This window comes from Ensifer meliloti, from assembly GCF_030064585.1.
Lineage (GTDB): Bacteria > Pseudomonadota > Alphaproteobacteria > Rhizobiales > Rhizobiaceae > Sinorhizobium > Sinorhizobium meliloti.
In genome coordinates, this window is record NZ_CP120365.1 from 18,273 (window position 1) to 39,219 (window position 20,947).

17 protein-coding genes are annotated in these 20,947 nt (G+C 62.1%); 16 read left to right on the plus strand and 1 reads right to left on the minus strand.

Going from position 1 to position 20,947, the window contains the following annotated elements; all coding sequences use genetic code 11:
• Positions 1-2: 2 nt before the first annotated feature.
• The 16 genes from nuoH (at position 3) to dnaE (ending at position 19,439) form a co-directional block, all read left to right on the plus strand.
• Positions 3-1,046 carry an NADH-quinone oxidoreductase subunit NuoH gene (nuoH, locus tag PZL22_RS07140; RefSeq protein WP_003531848.1) on the plus strand — a complete coding sequence of 348 codons (1,044 nt, stop codon included), beginning with the start codon at positions 3-5 and terminating at the stop codon, positions 1,044-1,046.
• A gap of 65 nt (positions 1,047-1,111) precedes the next feature.
• Positions 1,112-1,603, plus strand: coding sequence for an NADH-quinone oxidoreductase subunit NuoI (gene nuoI, locus PZL22_RS07145; protein ID WP_003531850.1), 492 nt, complete (start codon positions 1,112-1,114; stop codon positions 1,601-1,603).
• Between the two features lie 151 nt (positions 1,604-1,754).
• Complete coding sequence (locus PZL22_RS07150) at positions 1,755-2,369, plus strand: NADH-quinone oxidoreductase subunit J (RefSeq protein WP_003531851.1); 615 nt, start codon at positions 1,755-1,757, stop codon at positions 2,367-2,369.
• Positions 2,370-2,398: 29 nt separating this feature from the next.
• Complete coding sequence (gene nuoK, locus PZL22_RS07155) at positions 2,399-2,707, plus strand: NADH-quinone oxidoreductase subunit NuoK (protein WP_003531854.1); 309 nt, start codon at positions 2,399-2,401, stop codon at positions 2,705-2,707.
• Positions 2,708-2,714: 7 nt separating this feature from the next.
• Entirely contained in the window at positions 2,715-4,709 is a 1,995-nt protein-coding gene (gene nuoL, locus PZL22_RS07160) for an NADH-quinone oxidoreductase subunit L (protein WP_003531855.1), read from the plus strand.
• The gene (locus PZL22_RS07165; protein WP_003531857.1) at positions 4,709-6,220 is read left to right on the plus strand and encodes an NADH-quinone oxidoreductase subunit M; all 1,512 of its coding nucleotides are present in this window, start codon (positions 4,709-4,711) and stop codon (positions 6,218-6,220) included. The genes nuoL and PZL22_RS07165 overlap by 1 nt, the downstream gene beginning before the upstream one ends.
• A gap of 19 nt (positions 6,221-6,239) precedes the next feature.
• Positions 6,240-7,682, plus strand: a complete 1,443-nt coding sequence (gene nuoN, locus PZL22_RS07170; protein ID WP_003531859.1) for an NADH-quinone oxidoreductase subunit NuoN — start codon at positions 6,240-6,242, stop codon at positions 7,680-7,682.
• On the plus strand, positions 7,679-8,446 hold the full coding sequence (locus PZL22_RS07175) for a biotin--[acetyl-CoA-carboxylase] ligase (RefSeq protein ID WP_003531861.1): 768 nt from the start codon (positions 7,679-7,681) through the stop codon (positions 8,444-8,446). The genes nuoN and PZL22_RS07175 overlap by 4 nt, the downstream gene beginning before the upstream one ends.
• A gap of 27 nt (positions 8,447-8,473) precedes the next feature.
• On the plus strand, positions 8,474-10,141 hold the full coding sequence (locus PZL22_RS07180; protein WP_010969151.1) for a ribonuclease J: 1,668 nt from the start codon (positions 8,474-8,476) through the stop codon (positions 10,139-10,141).
• A gap of 58 nt (positions 10,142-10,199) precedes the next feature.
• A complete protein-coding gene (gene mce, locus PZL22_RS07185; RefSeq protein ID WP_003531864.1) occupies positions 10,200-10,604 on the plus strand; it encodes a methylmalonyl-CoA epimerase in 405 nt (134 codons plus the stop codon).
• A gap of 139 nt (positions 10,605-10,743) precedes the next feature.
• Positions 10,744-11,013, plus strand: coding sequence for a DUF1467 family protein (locus PZL22_RS07190; RefSeq protein ID WP_013844284.1), 270 nt, complete (start codon positions 10,744-10,746; stop codon positions 11,011-11,013).
• A gap of 239 nt (positions 11,014-11,252) precedes the next feature.
• Positions 11,253-11,546 (plus strand): hypothetical protein, encoded by a 294-nt coding sequence (locus PZL22_RS07195; RefSeq protein WP_003531871.1) that lies wholly within the window; start codon positions 11,253-11,255, stop codon positions 11,544-11,546.
• 550 nt (positions 11,547-12,096) lie between these two features.
• Positions 12,097-13,425 carry a proline--tRNA ligase gene (proS, locus tag PZL22_RS07200; RefSeq protein WP_003531873.1) on the plus strand — a complete coding sequence of 443 codons (1,329 nt, stop codon included), beginning with the start codon at positions 12,097-12,099 and terminating at the stop codon, positions 13,423-13,425.
• A 17-nt stretch (positions 13,426-13,442) separates the two neighbouring features.
• On the plus strand, positions 13,443-14,756 hold the full coding sequence (locus PZL22_RS07205; RefSeq protein ID WP_003531874.1) for a lipoprotein-releasing ABC transporter permease subunit: 1,314 nt from the start codon (positions 13,443-13,445) through the stop codon (positions 14,754-14,756).
• A gap of 17 nt (positions 14,757-14,773) precedes the next feature.
• Entirely contained in the window at positions 14,774-15,460 is a 687-nt protein-coding gene (locus tag PZL22_RS07210; protein ID WP_003531875.1) for an ABC transporter ATP-binding protein, read from the plus strand.
• 469 nt (positions 15,461-15,929) lie between these two features.
• Positions 15,930-19,439, plus strand: coding sequence for a DNA polymerase III subunit alpha (gene dnaE, locus PZL22_RS07215; protein ID WP_003531877.1), 3,510 nt, complete (start codon positions 15,930-15,932; stop codon positions 19,437-19,439).
• 280 nt (positions 19,440-19,719) lie between these two features.
• On the opposite strand, the gene PZL22_RS07220 is transcribed toward dnaE, so the two are convergent.
• Positions 19,720-20,937, minus strand: a complete 1,218-nt coding sequence (locus PZL22_RS07220) for a L,D-transpeptidase family protein (RefSeq protein ID WP_284718582.1) — start codon at positions 20,935-20,937, stop codon at positions 19,720-19,722.
• Positions 20,938-20,947 lie beyond the last annotated feature (10 nt).

The window sequence follows — 20,947 nt, forward strand, 5'->3', positions numbered from 1 at the left end:
TCATGGACGCTTTCTTTTCGACCTATGTCTGGCCCACGGCCATCATGATCGGCCAGTCGCTCCTGCTTCTGGTCGCGCTGCTGCTTTTCATCGCCTATGTCCTGCTCGCCGACCGGAAGATCTGGGCGGCCGTGCAGCTTCGCCGCGGCCCTAACGTCGTCGGTCCCTTTGGGCTGTTCCAGTCCTTCGCCGACCTTTTGAAATTCGTCTTCAAGGAGCCGGTCATCCCGGCCGGCGCCAACAAGACGATCTTTCTGCTCGCGCCGCTCGTTTCCGTGACGCTGGCGCTCGCCGCCTGGGCGGTCATTCCGCTCAATGCGAACTGGGTGATCGCGAACATCAATGTCGGCATCCTCTTCGTCTTCGCCATATCTTCTCTCGAGGTTTATGGCATCATCATGGGCGGCTGGGCGTCCAACTCGAAATATCCCTTCCTCGGCGCATTGCGCTCCGCGGCGCAGATGGTGTCCTACGAGGTCTCGATCGGCTTCGTCATCGTCACTGTGCTGCTCTGCGTCGGCTCGCTCAATCTGACGGACATCGTAAACGCGCAGAACGACGGTCTCGGCACCATGCTCGGCCTGCCTGCCTCGTTCCTCGACTGGCACTGGCTGTCGCTCTTCCCGATGTTCATCATCTTCTTCATCTCGGCGCTCGCCGAGACGAACCGTCCGCCCTTCGACCTTCCGGAAGCCGAATCGGAACTCGTCGCCGGCTTCATGGTCGAATACGGCTCGACCCCGTACATGATGTTCATGCTCGGCGAATACGCGGCGATCTGCCTGATGTGCGCGCTGACGACGATCCTGTTCCTCGGCGGCTGGCTGCCCCCGGTCGACATCTGGCTCCTGAACTGGGTCCCGGGCATCATCTGGTTCGTGCTGAAGGCGTCGCTGGTGTTCTTCATGTTCGCGATGGTGAAAGCCTTCGTCCCGCGCTACCGCTACGACCAGCTGATGCGCCTCGGCTGGAAGGTCTTCCTGCCGCTTTCGCTGGCGATGGTCGTCATCGTCGCATTCGTTCTGAAGCTGACGGGCTGGGCATGATGGCCGCTCAAGCTTCGCTGCATACCGCCGGTTTCTCCCAGACCGGGCAAGTTTGGAGGTTAATGATGGCCGGTCTTTCGAACGCCGTCAGCTCGCTGTTCCTCAAGGAATTCGTCGGCGCATTCCTTCTGTCGATGCGCTATTTCTTCCGTCCGAAGGCGACCTTGAACTATCCCTTCGAGAAGGGGCCCGTCAGTCCGCGCTTCCGCGGCGAGCACGCGCTGCGCCGTTATCCCAACGGCGAAGAGCGTTGCATCGCCTGCAAGCTGTGCGAGGCGATCTGTCCTGCGCAGGCCATCACCATCGAGGCCGGGCCGCGCCGCAACGACGGCACGCGCCGCACGGTGCGTTACGACATCGATATGGTGAAGTGCATCTATTGCGGCTTCTGCCAGGAAGCCTGCCCGGTCGATGCGATCGTCGAGGGGCCGAACTTCGAGTTCTCCACCGAGACGCGCGAAGAGCTCTACTACGACAAGGAGAAGCTGCTCGCCAACGGTGACCGGTGGGAGCGGGAAATCGCGCGCAACATTGCGATGGACTCGCCCTACCGCTGAGGCCATTCGCGCAACGCAGCATCGCGCCGCTTGATCGAAGACGGTGCATGCAAAACGGGTTTGGGCATCGGCCGGACATGTGGTCCGGCTTTGCCTCCTGGAGTGCGGGCCTGGGGGCCTTCACGCCAGCAAGACGAAAAAGGCACCGATCATGGGTCTGCAGGCTCTTTTTTTCTATCTCTTTGCCTTCATCGCCGTGGCGTCGGCATTCATGGTCATCGCGGCCAGGAATCCGGTCTATTCGGTTCTGTTCCTGATCCTGACCTTCTTCAACGCGGCCGGGCTCTTCCTGCTGACCGGTGCCGAGTTCCTGGCGATGATCCTGCTGGTGGTCTATGTCGGGGCCGTCGCGGTTCTCTTCCTCTTCGTCGTCATGATGCTCGATATCGACTTTACCGAGCTTCGCGCCGGCGTGCTCGAATATGCGCCGATCGGCGCGCTGATCGGTCTGATCCTAGCCGCCGAACTGATCGTCGTTGTCGGCGGCTCGGCCTTCTCACCTGAGATCGCCAAGGGCATCGCAATGCCGATACCGGCACCCAGCGAGCGCACCAACACCGCCGCGCTCGGCGATGTCCTCTATACCCATTACGTCTATTTCTTCCAGATCGCGGGGCTCGTGCTGCTCGTCGCCATGATAGGCGCCATCGTGCTGACCCTGCGTCACCGTCAGAACATCAAGCGTCAGAGCATTCCGCAACAGGTTGCCCGCACCCCCGAAACCGCCGTCGAGGTGGTTACGGTCAAGCCGGGGCAGGGCATCTAATCGGGACGCGAGGTCGAGGGACTACACTTATGGAAATCGGAATTTCCCACTATCTGACCGTCAGCGCCATTCTGTTCACGCTCGGCGTCTTCGGCATCTTCCTCAACCGGAAGAACGTCATCATCATCCTCATGTCGGTGGAGCTCATCCTGCTGGCCGTCAACATCAACATGGTGGCCTTCTCGGCCTTCCTGAACGACATCACCGGCCAGGTGTTCGCGCTGTTCATCCTGACCGTTGCGGCGGCCGAAGCCGCGATCGGACTTGCAATTCTCGTCGTCTTCTACCGCAACCGCGGCTCGATCGCCGTCGAAGACGTCAACATGATGAAGGGCTGACAGGGCTATGGATACCATCGTCAAGGCTATCGTTTTCCTGCCTCTGATCGGCTTCCTGATCGCCGGCCTTCTCGGCACGCAGATCGGCGCCAAGGCATCCGAATATGTGACCAGCGGCCTGATGCTCGTCACCGCCGCGCTCTCCTGGTTCGTCTTCTTCCACGTCGCTCTCGGCGAGGAGGAGATGATCAAGGTTTCGGTGCTGCGCTGGATCCAGTCCGGAAGCTTCGATGTCGAATGGGCTTTCCGCGTCGACACGCTGACGGCCGTCATGTTCGTCGTCGTCAACACGGTTTCGACCCTGGTGCACATCTATTCGATCGGATACATGCACCACGATCCGAACCGGCCGCGCTTCTTCGCCTATCTGTCGCTCTTCACCTTCGCGATGCTGATGCTCATCACGTCGGACAATCTGCTGCAGATGTTCTTCGGCTGGGAAGGCGTGGGTCTCGCGTCATACCTGCTGATCGGCTTCTGGTACAAGAAGCCGTCCGCCAATGCGGCGGCGATGAAGGCCTTCATCGTCAACCGCGTCGGCGACTTCGGCTTCTCGCTCGGCATCTTCTGCGTCTTCGTCCTCTTCGGCTCGATCAATTTCGAGACCATCTTCGCCGCCGCGCAGAACTATCTGCCGGCCGAGGGTGCTGCGGCGGGGGATGCGGTCATCAATCTCTTCGGAATGCAGCTCGACAAGGGGCATGCCCTGACGGCCACCTGCCTGCTGCTCTTCATGGGCGCGATGGGCAAGTCGGCGCAGTTCCTGCTGCACACCTGGCTGCCGGACGCCATGGAAGGCCCGACCCCGGTTTCGGCCCTTATCCATGCCGCAACCATGGTGACCGCGGGCGTCTTCCTCGTCGCACGCATGTCGCCGCTCTTCGAGCTGTCGCCGGACGCCCTGACGGTCGTCACGCTGATCGGCGCGATCACCGCATTCTTTGCGGCGACGGTCGGTCTCGTCCAGAACGACATCAAGCGCGTCATCGCCTATTCGACCTGCTCGCAGCTCGGCTACATGTTCGTCGCGCTCGGCGTCGGCGCCTATGGCGCGGCGATCTTCCACCTCTTCACGCACGCCTTCTTCAAGGCGCTCCTGTTCCTGGGCGCGGGCTCGGTCATCCACGCCGTCGACGGCGAGCAGGACATGCGTTACATGGGCGGATTGCGCACGCATATTCCGGTCACCTACTGGATGATGTTCATCGGTACGATCGCGCTCACCGGTGTCGGCATTCCCGGTACGGTCATCGGCACGGCGGGCTTCTTCTCGAAGGATGCGATCATCGAATCCGCCTTCGCGTCGCATAGCGTCGTTTCCGGTCTGGCCTTCGTGCTGCTGGTCATCGCAGCGCTCTTCACCAGCTTCTACTCCTGGCGCCTGACCTTCATGACGTTCCACGGCAAGCCGCGCGCTTCCTCCGACGTCATGCATCACGTCCACGAGTCGCCGCAGGTCATGCTGGTGCCCCTCTACATCCTGGCCGCCGGCGCCCTTGTCGCGGGCTTCCTGTTCCACGACTATTTCTTCGGCCACCACTACGCCGAATTCTGGCAGGGCGCTCTGTTCACGTCGGCCGAAAACGAACTTCTCGAGGAGTATCACCACGTTCCGCTATGGGTGAAATGGAGCCCGTTCGCGGCCATGGCGCTCGGTCTCTTCACGGCCTGGTACATGTACATCCGCTCGCCGGAGACGCCGAAATATCTCGCCGAGCAGCATCGCGGGCTTTACCAGTTCCTGCTCAACAAGTGGTATTTCGACGAACTCTACGATTTCCTGTTCGTCCGCAGCGCCAAGCGCCTCGGTACCTTCCTCTGGAAGGAGGGTGACGGACGGGTGATCGACGGGTACGGCCCGAACGGGATCGCTGCGCGCGTTCTCGACGTGACCGACCGGGTGGTCCGCCTGCAGACCGGATACCTTTACCACTACGCGTTCGCCATGCTGATCGGTATTGCAGCGCTCGTTACCTGGATGATGCTCGGGAGTTCCTTCTGATGACCGATTGGCCCGTACTTTCCGCGGTCACCTTCATGCCGCTCGTCGGCGTTCTGCTTCTCCTGCTCACAAGGGAAGACAGCGCCTACGGCCGCCGCAACATCCTGAACGTCTCGCTGCTGACGACGGTCTTCACGTTCCTCGTGTCGCTCTACATCTGGTACCAGTTCGACCCGTCGAACCCGGGCTTCCAGATGGTAGAGAAGCGGGAGTGGCTCGGCACCGGCATTTCCTACCATCTGGGCGTCGACGGCATTTCCATACTCTTCGTCCCGCTGACGGCATTCCTGATGCCGTTCTGCGTGCTGGCAAGCTGGGTCACGATCGAGAAGCGCCTGAAGGAGTACATGATCGCGTTTCTGATCCTGGAAACGCTGATGCTCGGTGTCTTCGTGTCTCTCGACATCATCCTTTTCTACGTCTTCTTCGAGGCGGGCCTCATCCCGATGTTCATCATCATCGGCGTCTGGGGCGGCAAGGAGCGCGTCTACGCGAGCTACAAGTTCTTCCTCTACACGCTGCTCGGTTCCGTTCTGATGCTGCTCGCCATGATGGCGATGTACTGGCAGGCGGGCACCACCGACATCACGCAATTGCTGGCCTATCAGTTCCCGCGTGAAATGCAGACCTGGCTCTGGCTTGCCTTCTTCGCTTCCTTCGCGGTGAAGATGCCCATGTGGCCGGTGCACACCTGGCTTCCCGATGCGCACGTGCAGGCGCCGACGGCAGGCTCGGTCATCCTGGCCGGCATCCTCCTGAAGCTCGGCGGCTACGGCTTCCTGCGCTTCTCCCTGCCGATGTTCCCGCTGGCGTCCGACTTCTTCGCGCCGTTCGTCTTCACGCTGTCGATCATTGCGATCATCTACACCTCGCTGGTGGCGATGATGCAGACCGACATCAAGAAGCTCATCGCCTATTCCTCGGTTGCGCATATGGGCTATGTGACGATGGGAACCTTCGCGGCGAATGTTCAGGGCGTCCAGGGTGCGATCTTCCAGATGCTGTCGCACGGCATCGTCTCGGGCGCGCTCTTCCTTTGCGTCGGCGTCGTCTATGACCGGCTGCATACGCGTGAGATCGCGGCCTATGGCGGCCTCGTCAACAACATGCCGAAATATGCCGTCGCCTTCATGGTCTTCACCATGGCCAATGTGGGCCTTCCGGGAACGTCGGGCTTCGTCGGCGAAGTGCTGACGCTGGTGGGCGCCTTCCGCGCCAACACCTGGGTCGCCCTGTTCGCGACGACCGGCGTCATTCTGTCGGCCGCCTACGCTCTCTGGCTCTACCGCCGGGTCATTTTCGGTGCGCTGGAAAAGGAAAGCTTGAAGGCGTTGCTCGATCTGTCGGCGCGCGAGAAGCTCATTCTCTATCCGCTGGTGATCCTGACCATCTTCTTCGGTGTCTATCCGGCACCGGTCTTCGACGCGACCGCGGCCTCCGTGGACTTGCTCGTCAACAACTACGCCGCCGCCCTGCAGGCAGCGCAAGACGTTGCGCTTTCGGTGCAATGATCAAGGGACGTGATGTGACATGACTGCTGAAACCCTTATCGCCAGCCTGCAACTTTCGATGCCCGAGCTGATCCTTGCGGTCGGCGCGATGGCACTCCTGATGATCGGCGTCTTCTCGGGCGAACGAGCCACACCGACCGTGACCGGCCTTGCGGTCGCGGTGCTCATCATCGCCGGGCTGTGGCTCGTGCTGAAGACGGGCGAGGGGGAGGCCTATGGCGGCGCCTTCCTGTCGGATCCTTTCGCCAAATTCATGAAGGTGCTCGCCCTGATCGGCTCGATCACCGTGATGGTGATGACCGTCGGCCACGCGCGTTCGGCTCAGATCGACCGGTTCGAGTTCCCCGTGCTTCTGGTTCTGGCCACCCTCGGCATGCTGCTGATGATCTCGGCGAACGATCTCATCTCGCTCTACCTGTCGTTGGAGCTGCAGTCGCTCGCCCTTTACGTCGTGGCGGCAATCAACCGCGACAGCGTCCGCTCGACGGAAGCGGGCCTGAAATATTTCGTTCTCGGTGCGTTGTCTTCGGGGATGATGCTTTACGGCATGTCGCTCGTCTACGGCTTCACGGGGCATACCGGCTTCGACGAGATCGCGGCGGCGCTCACGGCCGAGGGCCGGTCGCTGGGCCTCGTCTTCGGTCTGGTGTTCATTCTTGCGGGCCTCGCCTTCAAGATCTCCGCCGTCCCCTTTCATATGTGGACGCCGGACGTATATGAAGGCGCACCGACGCCGGTGACGGCATTCTTCGCCGCCGGACCGAAGGTCGCGGCCATTTCGATCCTCGTTCGCATCGTCATCAACGCCTTCGAGCCGGTAGTCGCCGATTGGCAGCAGATCGTCGTCTTCATCTCGATCGCATCGATGCTGCTCGGCTCCTTCGCCGCGATCGGCCAGCGCAACATCAAGCGGCTGATGGCCTATTCCTCGATCGGTCACATGGGCTATGCGCTCGTCGGCCTCGCGGCCGGCTCCATGGCCGGCGTGCGCGGCGTGATCCTCTACATGCTGATCTACATGGTCATGACGCTGGGTACATTCGCCTGCATCCTCGCCATGCGCCGCAGGGAAGGCGAGCATGTCGAAGGCATCGACGATCTTGCCGGTCTTTCGCAGACCAACCCGTTCATGGCGACGGTGCTGACGATCCTCATGTTCTCGCTCGCCGGCATCCCGCCGCTGGCAGGTTTCTTCGCCAAGTACTTCGTCTTCGTCGCGGCAATCGAGGCGCAGCTCTATGGCTTGGCAATCATCGGCGTGCTCGCTTCCGTCGTCGGCGCCTACTACTATCTGCGGGTCATCAAGGTGATGTGGTTCGAGGAGCCGAGAGGCGAGTTTGCCCGGACGGCGGGCGAGCTTAGGCTGGTGTTCGGCCTGTCCGGCCTCTTCGTGCTCGGCTACGTGCTCATAGGCGGTCCGCTCGGAACCGCCGCCGAAGCCGCGGCGCGGACATTCTTTTGACCGGCGGACGAAGCGGCGGCCGGAGTTCGCCTGAAGATTTCCGGCACGTCGCGCTCGCCGAAACGGTCTCGACCAACAGCGAGTGCCTTCTGCGGGCGCGCGAGGGTGATCCCGGCAATCTCTGGATCACCGCGGTGCGCCAGACCGGAGGCAGGGGCAGGCGTGGCCGCGCCTGGTTCTCGGAGCCGGGGAACCTCTACGCATCCCTGCTGCTCATCGATCCGGCGCCGGTGGACAGGCTGCATGCGCTGCCGCTTGCGGCAGCGGTTGCGGTTCATCGGGCCATCCGCCGGGTGATGCCGCCGGGCGGAGCCGAGGCCGCGATCAAGTGGCCGAACGACATTCTTATCGACGGGCGGAAGACCTGCGGCATTCTTCTCGAAGGCGAGGTTCTGGCCGACGGGCGGCGGGCCCTGGTGATCGGCTGCGGCATCAACGTCGCCGTCATGCCTGAAGACGCACTTTACCCCGTCACATCGCTTCGGCGCGAGGGCGCGACAATCTCTCCCGAGGAGCTGTTCGCGCATCTTTTCGTAACCATGGCCGAGACGCTCGCCGTTTGGGACCGTGGCGCCGGCGTCGCCGCAATCATCGATCAGTGGCGCGCCGCGGCCAAGGGCATCGGCGAGGCGATCACGGTCAACCTGCCGGACCGCTCGCTTTCCGGGCGCTTTGCAGGTATCGATCGGGACGGCCGGCTTCTACTCGACACGGGTTCCGGCCCGCCGCAAACCATTGCGGCGGGCGACGTATTTTTTGGATGATTGAAAAAAGCAAAGGCGCATCACGACATGGCGCAAGATGAAGAACTGGTGTTCTTGCCGCTCGGCGGCGTCGGCGAAATAGGCATGAATCTCGGCCTTTACGGCTATGGAAGGCCAGGTCACCGCCAATGGATCATGGTCGATTGCGGCGTTACCTTCCCCGGCCCGGAATTGCCCGGCGTAGATCTGGTTCTGCCCGATATCGCCTTTCTGGCCGAACAGCGCCGCAACCTCAAGGCGATCATCATCACGCATGCGCATGAGGACCATTACGGGGCCCTGAACGACCTGTGGCCGGGCCTGAACGTTCCCGTCTACGCCTCGCCCTTTACCGCGGGCATGCTGGAGGCCAAGCGTGCATTCGAAAAATCCCGCAGCGAGATCCCGATCACGATCTTCAAGCAGGGCGACCGCATCAATGTCGGACCTTTCAGCGTCGAAGCCGTGGGGGTCAATCATTCGATCCCCGAGCCGATGGCACTCGTCATCCGCACGCAACTCGGCACCGTCGTGCACACGGGCGACTGGAAGATCGATCTCGAGCCTTCGCTGGGGCCTCTGACCGACGAGTCGCGGTTTCGCCAGATCGGGGAGGAAGGCGTCCTCGCGCTCGTCTGCGATTCGACCAATGCCTTGCGCGAAGGCGTGTCGCCGTCCGAGCGGCAAGTCTCCGAAAGTCTCGCCAAGATCATTGCCGATGCCGAGGGCCGCGTCGGGATCACCACCTTCTCCTCCAATGTCGGGCGCATCCGCTCTGTTGCGGAAGCGGCGGAGGCTGCGGGGCGGGAGGTGCTTCTACTCGGCAGTTCGATGAAGCGCGTCGTCGACGTTGCGCGCGATGTCGGGCTCATGGAAGGCGTGAAGCCGTTCCTCGCAGAGGACGAGTTCGGCTACATCCCGCGCGACAAGGTCGTCGTCATCCTGACGGGCAGCCAGGGCGAGCCGCGCGCGGCCCTTGCCAAGATCGCTCGCGACGAGATGCGCAACGTGGCGTTTTCGGCCGGCGACACGATCGTATTTTCGTCGCGCACCATCCCCGGCAACGAAAAAGCGATCAACGACATCAAGAACGGGCTTATCGAGCAAGGCATCCACATCATCACGGATAGCGAGGCGCTGGTGCATGTTTCCGGCCATCCGCGGCGCACCGAGCTCCAGCAGATGTACCAATGGGTGAAGCCGCAGATCCTCGTGCCGGTGCATGGCGAGGCGGCGCATCTGACGGCACATGCGGAGCTCGGGCTGCAATCGGGCATCCCGAGCGTGCCGCGGCTGCGCAATGGCGAAATGCTACGGCTTGCGCCGGGCCCCGCGGAAGTCATCGACGAGGCGCCGCACGGCCGCATCTACAAGGACGGCACCCTCATCGGCGATTTCGAAGAGATGGGGATCGGTGAACGCCGCAAGCTGTCCTTTGCCGGCCACGTCTCCGTCAGTGTCGTACTCGACAGCCGCTACGACTTTCTGGGTGACCCGGACGTCGTGCCGATCGGCCTTCCGGAATTCGACGACGAAGGCGAGGCGATGGAGGACACGCTCTATGATGCGGTGCTCGGCGCCGTGGAAAGCATCCCGCGGGCAAAGCGGAAGGACCTCGCGATGCTGCAGGAAGCCGTTCGCCGCGCCGTGCGCAGCACCACGAACCAGGTCTGGGGCAAGAAGCCGGTCGTGACGGTTTTTATCACGAAGGTCTGACTTCCGTGCGCGACGCCCGCCGTGGGCGTCAGCTGCAGGGCAAGGAGTGGAGTGTTCGATGCTGGGAAAAGTGAATCATGTGGCGATTGCGGTCCCGGACCTTTCGGCCGCAGTCGAAAGCTATCGCTCCACCCTCGGTGCATCGGTCACGGAACCGCAGGCCCTGCCTGAACACGGCGTGACCGTCGTCTTCGTGACGCTGCCCAACACCAAGGTCGAATTGCTCGAGCCGCTCGGCGAGGCATCGCCGATCTCCGCCTTCCTCGAGAAAAACCCGGCCGGCGGCATGCACCATATCTGCTATGAGGTGGAAGACATCATCGCCGCGCGCGACCGGCTGAGGCAGGCCGGCGCCCGTATCCTCGGCGACGGCAATCCGAAGATCGGCGCGCATGGCAAGCCGGTCCTGTTTCTTCACCCCAAGGACTTTCACGGCACCTTGATCGAGCTCGAAGAGGTGTGACAGTCGGGCGCGGGGAAGAGGTTTGCCGCATTGGCCGGTCGGCGTTATAAGGCAGGCGAACGCTCCTACTCCTGAAGCTACGCACTTCCGCACGGAAATCCGCTACCCGCTTTTCGTGGAAGTGCTCCAGAGATTTTCGATGTCCGTCTTTTCGACCTTCGCAATCTATTTCATCATCTGGTGGATCACGCTCTTCGTCGTGCTGCCGCTGGGGGTGCGCACGCAGGCCGAGGAGAACGATGTCGTCCCCGGAACCGTCGAGAGTGCTCCTGCACGCTTTCGCGCCTTGAGGGTCGTGCTGCTCACGACGGTGATCGCCGCGGTCATCCATCTCGGCTGGTACGTCCTTTCCGTGAAGCTCGGCTACGACATCGACGCCATTCCGCGCTTCGCGCCGAAATTCTACTGAGCGATTGCGGTGGCGACGGAACCGGCATCGCGAGCAAGCAGCATGACACCGGGCAAAGCCTCAGATTGAGAGCGGGCGCCGCCACCGCGGCCTCGGCCCTAATCCGCGGCATGCTCCGGCTGATCTCGTGGGCTAGACTGATAAGACGCGCGGCGCGCTGTGGGAACCTCGGAGGACTGCAATTTCTCCTCTTCCTCATCTCTGTGCTTGTCACAGAGATCCAGCAGCGCCGCGTCTGAATGTTCTTTCAGCCCAAGGACTTGGTCTGGCTGGATCCCTATGACAAGCACAGGGATGAGGAGATCAAACAAGCCGCGGCGGAATCCCGATCTCAACAGGCCTTAGAGTGCTGTATTTTGAACTTTGGTGGGCTTGAGTATGGATTCTGGGGTCAAGTCTGCGTCAAGCCCAAACATGACGGCGAAAGAGGGGTGGCGGGGCTGCCGAGGCATTTCGAGGCGCCGACCGGCCGGGTGAAGCCCTTGACAGTCAACAAAAAGACACTGTTGAAACTGCTTCGCCGTAATATGTGAGGTGAAAAAACCAAAAAAAAACAAGGCCAAAGCCTTGTTTTTAAGTGTCGCGTGATCTTTAATCCGTTTCCGGCGGCAGCGAACAAGCGCGCCTAAGATCTTATCCTCCCAAGACTTGACCGCGAATTTCGGCAAGAATTTGGTCTTCCTGCCTGTTTTGTGAGCCGAAATTAGCTCAAACCTTGGGCGCTGTCATCTGCTTTTTTTGCATTTTTGCTACAGTCGGGTAAAATTTTTCCGTTGACACCAACTGTCTTCGTCCTGTTACTAGCGTGCTCTTTTGCCGCAGGCCAGGCCTGGTGTTTCTCATCCGGGAGATGTGTCGATGCAGCGTCCCGCCACCCCTACGGCAGGGTTCCCTTCCGTGCGCGAAGCGGCTATGAACGCTGAACTCGAAAGGTTCCCGTCGATGCGTCGCCGGGAAAATCAAGAGCCCTGTTAGAATGGCAACAGCTGCCTACCCTGATCTCAGGCGAAGGGGCGGCCGAAGCACAACGTCATTTCGCCTGAATCCGTCGATAGTGCGAATTCACCAGTTCTGGAACCTGTCATGCGCCTGTCCCGCTTTTTCATGCCCATCTTGAAGGAAAATCCGAAGGAAGCGGAAATCGTTTCCCATCGACTGATGCTGAGGACGGGCATGGTCCGCCAGCAGTCCGCCGGCATCTACACATGGCTGCCGCTCGGCAAGCGCGTGCTGGACAAGGTCAATGCGATCATTCGCGAGGAGCAGAACCGTTCCGGCGCCATCGAACTGCTGATGCCGACGCTGCAATCGGCGGAGCTCTGGCAGGAGAGCGGGCGCTATGACGCCTATGGCAAGGAGATGCTGCGCATCAAGGACCGGCAGGACCGGCCGATGCTCTACGGGCCCACGAACGAGGAGATGATCACCGACATCTTCCGCTCCTACGTCAAGTCCTACCGCAATCTGCCGCTGAACCTCTATCATATCCAGCTGAAGTTCCGCGACGAGATCCGCCCGCGCTTCGGCACCATGCGCTCGCGCGAGTTTCTGATGAAGGACGCCTATTCGTTCGATCTCGACCGGGCAGGGGCGGAGCACGCCTATAACAAGATGTTCGCTGCCTATCTGCGCACCTTCGACCGGATGGGCCTGCGCGCCATACCGATGCGTGCCGACACGGGTCCCATTGGCGGTAACCTGAGCCACGAGTTCATCATCCTTGCCGACACCGGCGAGTCCGAGGTGTTCTGCCACAAGGACTTTCTCGGCTTCGACATTCCGGGCGAGGATACGAATTTCGACGACGTCGCCGGCCTGAAGACGATCTTCGACAAATGGACGTCGCGTTATGCGGCGACCTCGGAAATGCATGACGAGGCCGCCTTCGGCGCCATCGCCGAAGGCGAGCGCCTGTCCGCGCGCGGCATCGAGGTGGGTCACATCTTCTATTTCGGCACCAAATATTCCGAGGCGATGGGTGCGAAGGTGCTTGGGCCGGACGGCAAGGAACACACCGTGCATATGGGCTCCTACGGCATCGGTCCGACCCGCCTGGTGCCGGCGATCATCGAAGCTTCGCATGACGACAACGGCATCATCTGGCCGAAGGGCATCGCCCCGTTCGACGTCGTCGTCATCAACATGAAAACGGGCGATGAAGCTTGCGATGCGGCTTGCGGCAAGGTCTACTCCGATCTCGGCAAGGCTGGATTCGATGTTCTTCTTGACGACACCGACGAGCGCGCCGGCGGGAAGTTCGCGACCGCCGACCTCATCGGCGTGCCGGTGCAGGTGATCGTCGGACCGCGTTCGATCGCGAACGGCGAAGTCGAAGTGAAGGACCGCAAGACCGGCGCGCGGGAGACGATGACCGTCGAAGCGGCGATCAACAAACTGGTCGCGGCGAGATAACAGAGACGAAGGGATCGATGATGACCGCGGCGACGGATGAGCAAGTGCAAGCTGCCGCTCCATCCAGCATATCTTCCAGCCGTCCCTTCTCCGCCTTCGAGCGTATGGTCGCCTGGCGCTACCTGCGTTCGCGGCGGAAGGAAGCGTTCATCTCGGTCATCGCCGGCTTCTCCTTCATCGGGATCATGCTCGGGGTGGGAACGCTGATCATCGTCATGGCGGTGATGAACGGCTTCCGAACCGAGCTCATTTCGCGCATTCTCGGCATGAACGGCCATATGATCGTCCAGCCCCTGGACGGCCCGCTCACCAATTATGCCGATCTTGCCACCAGATTCTCCGCCGTTCCCGGCGTGACCATGGCCATTCCGATCGTCGAGGGCCAGGTTCTCGCGCAAGGCCTGGGCGATGCGTCGACGGGTGCGCTCGTTCGCGGGATACGCGCCGACGACCTCACCAAGCTGAAGTCGATCTCCGAGCATATTCAGTCCGGCGACCTCGTCGGCTTCGCCTCGGGCAGCGGCGTCGCCATCGGCTCGCGCATGGCCGAGCAGCTGGGCATCCGGGTGGGCGGGACGATCACGCTCACCTCGCCGAACGGCGACGTCACGCCGATGGGCATGAATCCGAGGGTCAAGGCCTATACCGTCTCGGCCATCTTCGAGATGGGCATGTCGGAATACGACGCGACCATCATCTTCATGCCGCTCGAGGAAGCGCAGCTCTATTTCAACGCCGAAGGCCTCGTTCAGTCGATCGAGATATTCGCCGAGCATCCGGACGCGGTCGACGAGCTTCGCAAGCCGGTGGAGGACGCCGCCGGCCGGCAGATATTCATTACCGACTGGCGCGAACGCAACAGGACGTTCTTTTCCGCGCTCGAGGTGGAACGGAACGTGATGTTCATGATCCTGACGCTGATCGTGCTGGTCGCGGCGCTGAACATCATCTCCGGGCTGATCATGCTGGTGAAGGACAAGGGCAGCGATATCGCGATCCTCAGGACGATGGGCGCGACCTCCGGTTCGGTGATGCGCATCTTCTTCATGACCGGCGCCGCAATCGGGGTTACGGGAACCATCGCCGGCGTCGCCCTCGGGGTGGTCGTCTGCCTCAACATCGAGTCGATCCGCCAGTTCTTCTCCTGGGTGTCCGGCGCCACGCTCTTCGATCCGGAGCTCTATTTCCTCAGCCAGCTTCCGGCCGACATGAATGCCGACGAGACCGTCACCGTCGTCGTCATGGCGCTTGCGCTTTCCTTCCTTGCCACGATCTTCCCGGCCTGGCGCGCCTCGCGCCTCGATCCGGTGCAGGCCCTGCGGTACGAATAACAAGGACAACAGCTTAAATGAATGCGCGCGTGGCACTGCAGCTCTCCGGCATCGAGCGGCATTATGGCGAGGGCGACACGTTTCTGCCGATCCTCAAGGGAGCCGACCTGACGTTGCGAAGCGGCGAGACAGTCGCCCTCGTGGCACCGTCCGGTACCGGAAAGTCGACATTGCTTCATATCGCCGGGCTGCTCGAACACCCGGATGAGGGCGAGGTGCTCGTGAACGGCACCTCATGCAACGGACTCAGCGACGACCGGCGAACGGCAATCCGCCGCAACGAGATCGGCTTCGTCTATCAGTTCCACCATCTCCTGCCGGAATTCTCGGCGCTGGAGAACATCATGATGCCGCAACTGATCGCCGGATTGCCCAGGGCCGAGGCGGCGGAGCGGGCATCGGCCCTTCTGGACTATATGCGCATCGGCCATCGCGGCAGCCACCGCCCGACCGAGCTTTCCGGCGGCGAGCAGCAGCGCGTCGCCATCGCCAGGGCGGTCGCCAATGCGCCGCTCATCCTTTTGGCGGACGAGCCGACCGGCAACCTCGACCCCGAGACGGCCGGCTATGTATTCGAGGCGCTGGAAGCCCTGGCGCGCCAGTCCGGGCTCGCGGCGCTGATCGCCACCCACAATCACGAACTCGCTTCGCTCATGGATCGCCGCGTGACGATCGAGGACGGCAAGGTGGTCGAACTGAAATAGTCCGGCCGCGACGGCGCGTATTCAGCCCCGACCTCGCTCGAGGCGCGGTCACCGCTTGGCGCTCCTTGCATGTTCCGTTCGAGGCGTGTCGCTCCTCGGAACGCATGCGCGAATGGGGTCCGTCGGTGCACATTAACCATAGCCACTGAATAGCGGGTCTTCCATGCAGACTTCCTTGACTATCGAACGGAAATAGAACAAAAAGGGAACAGTAGCGGAAAGGAGACAAGTTATGGCTGATTTCGTACGTGATCTTGCTGCCTTCGCCTCGATGAGCCTTTTCATCGTGAGCATCTCGGTAATCGCTCTCGGCCTGTGACCGGGATTTATCCAGCGTGCTCCGCGTCCTGTCGAACGCGCAGTAAACACCACACGCCGGGCAAAAACCCCGGCGGCCCGTCCTTGAGACTGGACAGTTGGGACGGGAAACAGGATATCCTCGACGCCGGACAAGAATCGGAGTGCGGCGATGACAGGCAACCAGGGTATCGGGCAGGGTATCGGGCACGGCACAGGGGCTGCGGCCGATCCGCAGTTCGTTCACCTGCGGGTGCATTCCGCCTATTCGTTGCTGGAAGGCGCCTTGCCGCTGAAGAAGATCATCGGCAAGGCGGTCGCCGACGATCAGCCGGCGATCGGCATCGCCGACACCAATAATCTCTTCGCGGCACTCGAATTCTCGCAGAAGGCGGCCGACGACGGATTGCAGCCGATCATCGGCTGCCAGCTCTCGATCGATATGGAAGACGAGGCGGAAGGCGAGCGGCGCGGACACGCCCATCAGTTCGTCAAACTTCCCGCGATCGTGCTGATCGCGGCGACCGAGGACGGTTACGCCCGCCTCGTCGAGCTCGTGAGCCGCGCCTATCTCGAAGGCGAGGGTCACCAGCAAACGCGAATAAGCCGCTCCTGGCTTGCGGCTGGCGGCACGACCGGCCTGATCGCGCTCACCGGTGCGGGAGCCGGCCCGGTCGACATGGCGCTGAAGTCGGGTTCGCCGGCTCTGGCCGAGGCACGCCTGCAAGCCTTGATCGAGCTTTTCGGCGATCGCCTCTATGTCGAACTGCAGCGGCACGGGAATTACGACCGGCGTCACGAGAACCGCATGATCGATCTCGCCTATCGGCTCGACATTCCGCTCGTCGCCACCAACGAGGCGTTTTTCCCGTCGCCGTCCGACTATGATGCCCACGATGCGCTGATGGCCGTCGCTCACAATGCGATGGTGTCCGACGACAGCCGTTTCCGTCTGACCCCGGATCATTACCTGAAGAGCCGCAAGGAGATGGCGGCGCTCTTTGCGGATCTGCCCGAGGCATTGGAGAATACGATCGAGGTGGCGCGGCGGTGCTCCTTCATGTTGAAGACCCGCGGACCGATCCTGCCGCGCTTTACCGGCGCTTCGGATGATCCGGAGGAGGCTGAACGCGCGGAGGTAGCGGAACTGCGCCGGCAGGCGGAGGAGGGGCTGGAGGAACGCCTTGCCAAGCTCGGCATGGCGCCCGGCTACAAGGAAGAGGACTATCGGGAGCGGCTGGCCTTCGAACTCGGCGTTATCCAGCGGATGAAGTTTCCGGGCTACTTCCTCATCGTTGCGGACTTCATCAAATGGGCCAAGCAGCATGACATTCCGGTCGGGCCGGGCCGCGGCTCGGGTGCCGGCTCGCTGGTCGCCTATGCCCTGACGATCACCGATGTCGACCCGATGCGCTTCTCGCTGCTTTTCGAGCGCTTCCTCAACCCCGAACGCGTGTCGATGCCCGACTTCGACATCGATTTCTGCCAGGACCGGCGCGAGGAGGTCATCCGCTACGTGCAGCAGAAATACGGCCGCGAGCAGGTGGCGCAGATCATCACCTTCGGATCGCTGCAGGCGCGTGCAGCACTGCGCGACGTCGGCCGCGTGCTGGAAATGCCCTATGGCCAGGTCGACAAGATCTGCAAGCTGGTGCCGAACAATCCCGCCAACCCGACACCGCTTTCCAAGGCGATCGAGGAGGAACCGCGCCTGCAGGAAGAGGCGGAGAAGGAGCCGGTCGTTGCCCGTCTCCTCGACATTGCCCAGAAGATCGAGGGGCTTTACCGCCACGCCTCGACGCACGCGGCCGGCATCGTCATCGGCGACAGGCCGCTCTCGCAGCTCGTGCCGATGTACCGCGATCCGCGCTCCGACATGCCGGTCACCCAGTTCAACATGAAATGGGTCGAGCAGGCGGGTCTCGTGAAGTTCGACTTCCTTGGCCTGAAGACGCTGACCGTTCTGAAGACCGCCGTCGACTTCGTCGGCAAGCGCGGCATCCATATCGACCTCGCAAGCATTCCGCTTGACGATCCGAAGACCTACGAGACCCTTTCGCGCGGCGAGACGGTCGGCGTGTTCCAGGTGGAAAGCGCCGGCATGCGCAAGGCGCTGATCGGCATGCGCCCGGACTGCATCGAGGACATCATCGCGCTCGTGGCGCTCTATCGCCCGGGTCCGATGGAGAACATCCCGGTCTACAACGCCCGCAAGCACGGCGAGGAGGAGATCGAATCGATCCATCCGAAGATCGATTACCTGCTCAAGGAGACGCAGGGCGTCATCGTCTACCAGGAGCAGGTGATGCAGATCGCTCAGGTGCTCTCGGGCTATTCGCTCGGCGAGGCCGACCTCCTGCGCCGCGCCATGGGCAAGAAGATCAAGGCGGAGATGGACAAGCAACGCGCCCGCTTCGTCGATGGCGCCGTCAAGAATGGCGTCTCGAAGCCGCAGGCCGACCTGATCTTCGACCTTCTCGCCAAGTTCGCCAATTACGGCTTCAACAAGTCGCATGCCGCCGCCTACGCCATCGTCTCCTACCAGACCGCCTACATGAAGGCGCATTATCCGGTCGAGTTCCTCGCAGCGTCGATGACGCTCGACATGTCGAACACGGACAAGATCAACGATTTCCGTCAGGACGCGATGCGCCTCGGCATTCAGGTGGTCGCGCCGTCAGTGCAGACCTCCCACCGCCACTTCGAAACCGGCGACAACCGCATCTATTACTCGCTCGCCGCCCTAAAGGGCGTCGGCGAGTCGGCCGTCGACCACATCGTCGCCGTGCGTGGCGATCGGCCCTTCGCAAGTCTCGAAGACTTCTGCCTGAGGATCGATCCGAAGCTCTTGAACCGACGTGTTTTCGAAAGTCTGATCGCCGCCGGTGCTTTCGACTGCTTCGGCTACGACCGGGCGGAGCTCATCGGCGGGCTCGATCGCATCCTCGGTTTCGCGCAGCGCGCCCAGGAAAACAAGGTGAGCGGCCAGAGCGACATGTTCGGCGCGGGGGCCGCGACGGGGCCCGAGAAGATAGCGCTTTCGCCCTATACGCCGTGGCTCGCCTCGGAGAAGCTGCATCGCGAGTTCCAGGTCTTGGGCTTCTATCTCTCCGCCCATCCGCTCGACACCTACAATAATCTGCTCGCGAAGATGCGCGTGCAGACATTTGCGGATTTCTCGGCAGCCGTGAAAAAGGGAGCGGCGGCGGGCCGCCTCGCCGGTACGGTGACGTCGAAGCAGGAACGCAAGACGCGCACCGGCAACAAGATGGGGATCGTCGCCTTCTCGGACGCTTCGGGCCAGTTCGAGGCCGTGCTCTTCTCCGAAATGCTGAACCAGTATCGCGATCTTCTGGAGCCCGGCAAATCGCTGGTGATGACGGTCGACGCCGAAGAGCGGCCGGAAGGGATCGGCCTTCGTATCCGAACCCTGCGTTCGCTCGAGGAGGAATCGCTGCAGATGCAGAAGGCCTTGCGCGTCTATGTGCGCGACTGCGGACCGCTGCGCTCCATCGCTTCGCATCTGAACGCCAAGGGGGACGGCCTGGTTTCCTTTATCGTCATCAAGGACAACGGACAGCGGGAGATCGAAGTCGAGCTCAACGAGAAATACCGGATCTCACCCGAGATCGCCGCCGCCCTTCGCTCCGCGCCCGGGGTGGTGGACGTCGAGCTGGTTTAAGGTCTGTTCTCTGTGCTTGTCACAGAGATGCAGCAGCGTCGCGTCTGCGGCGCGGGGAAGAGTTCTTCCAGCCCAATGACTTGGGCTGGCTGGATTCCTGTGACGAGCACAGGAATGAGGAGATCAAATAAGCCGCGGCGGGTATCCCGAATCTCAACAGCCCTTAAATCACTCCGTCGAAAAGCGGGCGCTTGCCGCTTGTCCCTTCGCCCCGCTTGCGGGGAGAAGGTCCCGGCAGGGGGATGAGGGGCAAACCAGGGTGCGGAAATCACCCCATTCCTCACCCGCGCCGCTCCCTCGTCACGGTGATGAAATCCGTTCCCTTGCCGGTCTCCAGCCCCGATTCGGTATCGGTGATCGAGAGGGACGAGCCGTTTGCAAGGAGGCCGGCGAGGCGCTCGCGAACGTCTTTGGGTACGGTGATGCGGCTCAGCGTTCGCTCCAGCGTGCCGGGCTCGCCTTCCGCTGTGATGCCAAGTCGCTTCTTGGTCGTTTTCGGCAGCTTGTTCTCGAGCGACATGCCGAACCACTTGCCCTGTCCGGTGTTCGTGTCGAGATCCTGGAACTGCAGTAAATGTGTTCCGAGCGCCGTTTCCGGTTCTGCGATGGCGACCTCGGCCTCGAAAAGCGGCTGGAATTGCCGGCGCACCCGCAATACGCCATTCAGCGGTGCGCTGCGGCCCGCCTGGCGAAAGACGGCTTCGATCAGCTCCGGCGTTACCTTGCCTTCGACGGGCAGAGCTTCGGCCCTCTGGAACGCTTCGATTGCGGCGGCCGTCGCCGGACCGCTGAAGCCATCCGGCAGGCCTGCATCGTAGCCGAGCGTATTGAGGAGCGTCTGGAGGTCGCGCACGCTCTCTTGTGTACCGCGCCGGGTAATCAGAATGCGTATCGGGACCTTCTCCTCGTCGGATGCGACGGGCGAGGGGCGTTTGTCGGTCATGGCGACTTCAACTGCGCTCTGGTTGAACTCCCCGATCGCCGGCCGCAGGGGGACGTCCGACAGGGCAGGTCCCTGCGGTCGCGACTCGCTTGGCTGGAAAAGCATTTCGCTCGCGACCTCGACAGGGGCGATCTGCCGATCCGATATGACCACATGCATGCCGTAGCCCGTCATCTTGAACAGGCTCGCCGCGAATTTGCTCGGCAGCCGCACGCAACCGTGCGAAGCCGGATAATCCGGTACATGGTTTGAGCCGTGCAGCGCAATGCCGGACCAGGTAAGCCGCTGCATGAACGGCATCGGCGCATTCGAATAGATGTTCGACTCGTGACGTCGGCGCTTCTCCAGGATCGAGAAAATGCCCGTCGGCGTTGCGTGCCCGGCCTTTCCTGTGGACACTTTCGACGTGGCGACCACCGTGTCGCCGTCATAGACGACGAGGGACTGCTGCTCCCTCGATACGACGACCTGCAACGGCGTCTTGGCGCCGGCCGCAAGCCCGGACGTCGACGCCATGACGAAAACCGCGAATCCCATCCGGAGAGCGAAACGCAACACCTACCCT

Bases quoted from the DNA above. Each gene is read 5' to 3' on its own strand.
- mce (WP_003531864.1), top strand. From the start codon at position 10,200: ATGCTGGGAAAAGTGAATCATGTGGCGATTGCGGTCCCGGACCTTTCG.
- PZL22_RS07210 (WP_003531875.1), top strand. From the start codon at position 14,774: ATGAATGCGCGCGTGGCACTGCAGCTCTCCGGCATCGAGCGGCATTAT.
- PZL22_RS07150 (WP_003531851.1), top strand. From the start codon at position 1,755: ATGGGTCTGCAGGCTCTTTTTTTCTATCTCTTTGCCTTCATCGCCGTG.
- proS (WP_003531873.1), top strand. From the start codon at position 12,097: ATGCGCCTGTCCCGCTTTTTCATGCCCATCTTGAAGGAAAATCCGAAG.
- dnaE (WP_003531877.1), top strand. From the start codon at position 15,930: ATGACAGGCAACCAGGGTATCGGGCAGGGTATCGGGCACGGCACAGGG.
- nuoH (WP_003531848.1), top strand. From the start codon at position 3: ATGGACGCTTTCTTTTCGACCTATGTCTGGCCCACGGCCATCATGATC.
- nuoI (WP_003531850.1), top strand. From the start codon at position 1,112: ATGGCCGGTCTTTCGAACGCCGTCAGCTCGCTGTTCCTCAAGGAATTC.
- nuoL (WP_003531855.1), top strand. From the start codon at position 2,715: ATGGATACCATCGTCAAGGCTATCGTTTTCCTGCCTCTGATCGGCTTC.
- nuoK (WP_003531854.1), top strand. From the start codon at position 2,399: ATGGAAATCGGAATTTCCCACTATCTGACCGTCAGCGCCATTCTGTTC.
- PZL22_RS07165 (WP_003531857.1), top strand. From the start codon at position 4,709: ATGACCGATTGGCCCGTACTTTCCGCGGTCACCTTCATGCCGCTCGTC.
- PZL22_RS07180 (WP_010969151.1), top strand. From the start codon at position 8,474: ATGGCGCAAGATGAAGAACTGGTGTTCTTGCCGCTCGGCGGCGTCGGC.
- nuoN (WP_003531859.1), top strand. From the start codon at position 6,240: ATGACTGCTGAAACCCTTATCGCCAGCCTGCAACTTTCGATGCCCGAG.
- PZL22_RS07195 (WP_003531871.1), top strand. From the start codon at position 11,253: ATGTTCTTTCAGCCCAAGGACTTGGTCTGGCTGGATCCCTATGACAAG.
- PZL22_RS07190 (WP_013844284.1), top strand. From the start codon at position 10,744: ATGTCCGTCTTTTCGACCTTCGCAATCTATTTCATCATCTGGTGGATC.
- PZL22_RS07205 (WP_003531874.1), top strand. From the start codon at position 13,443: ATGATGACCGCGGCGACGGATGAGCAAGTGCAAGCTGCCGCTCCATCC.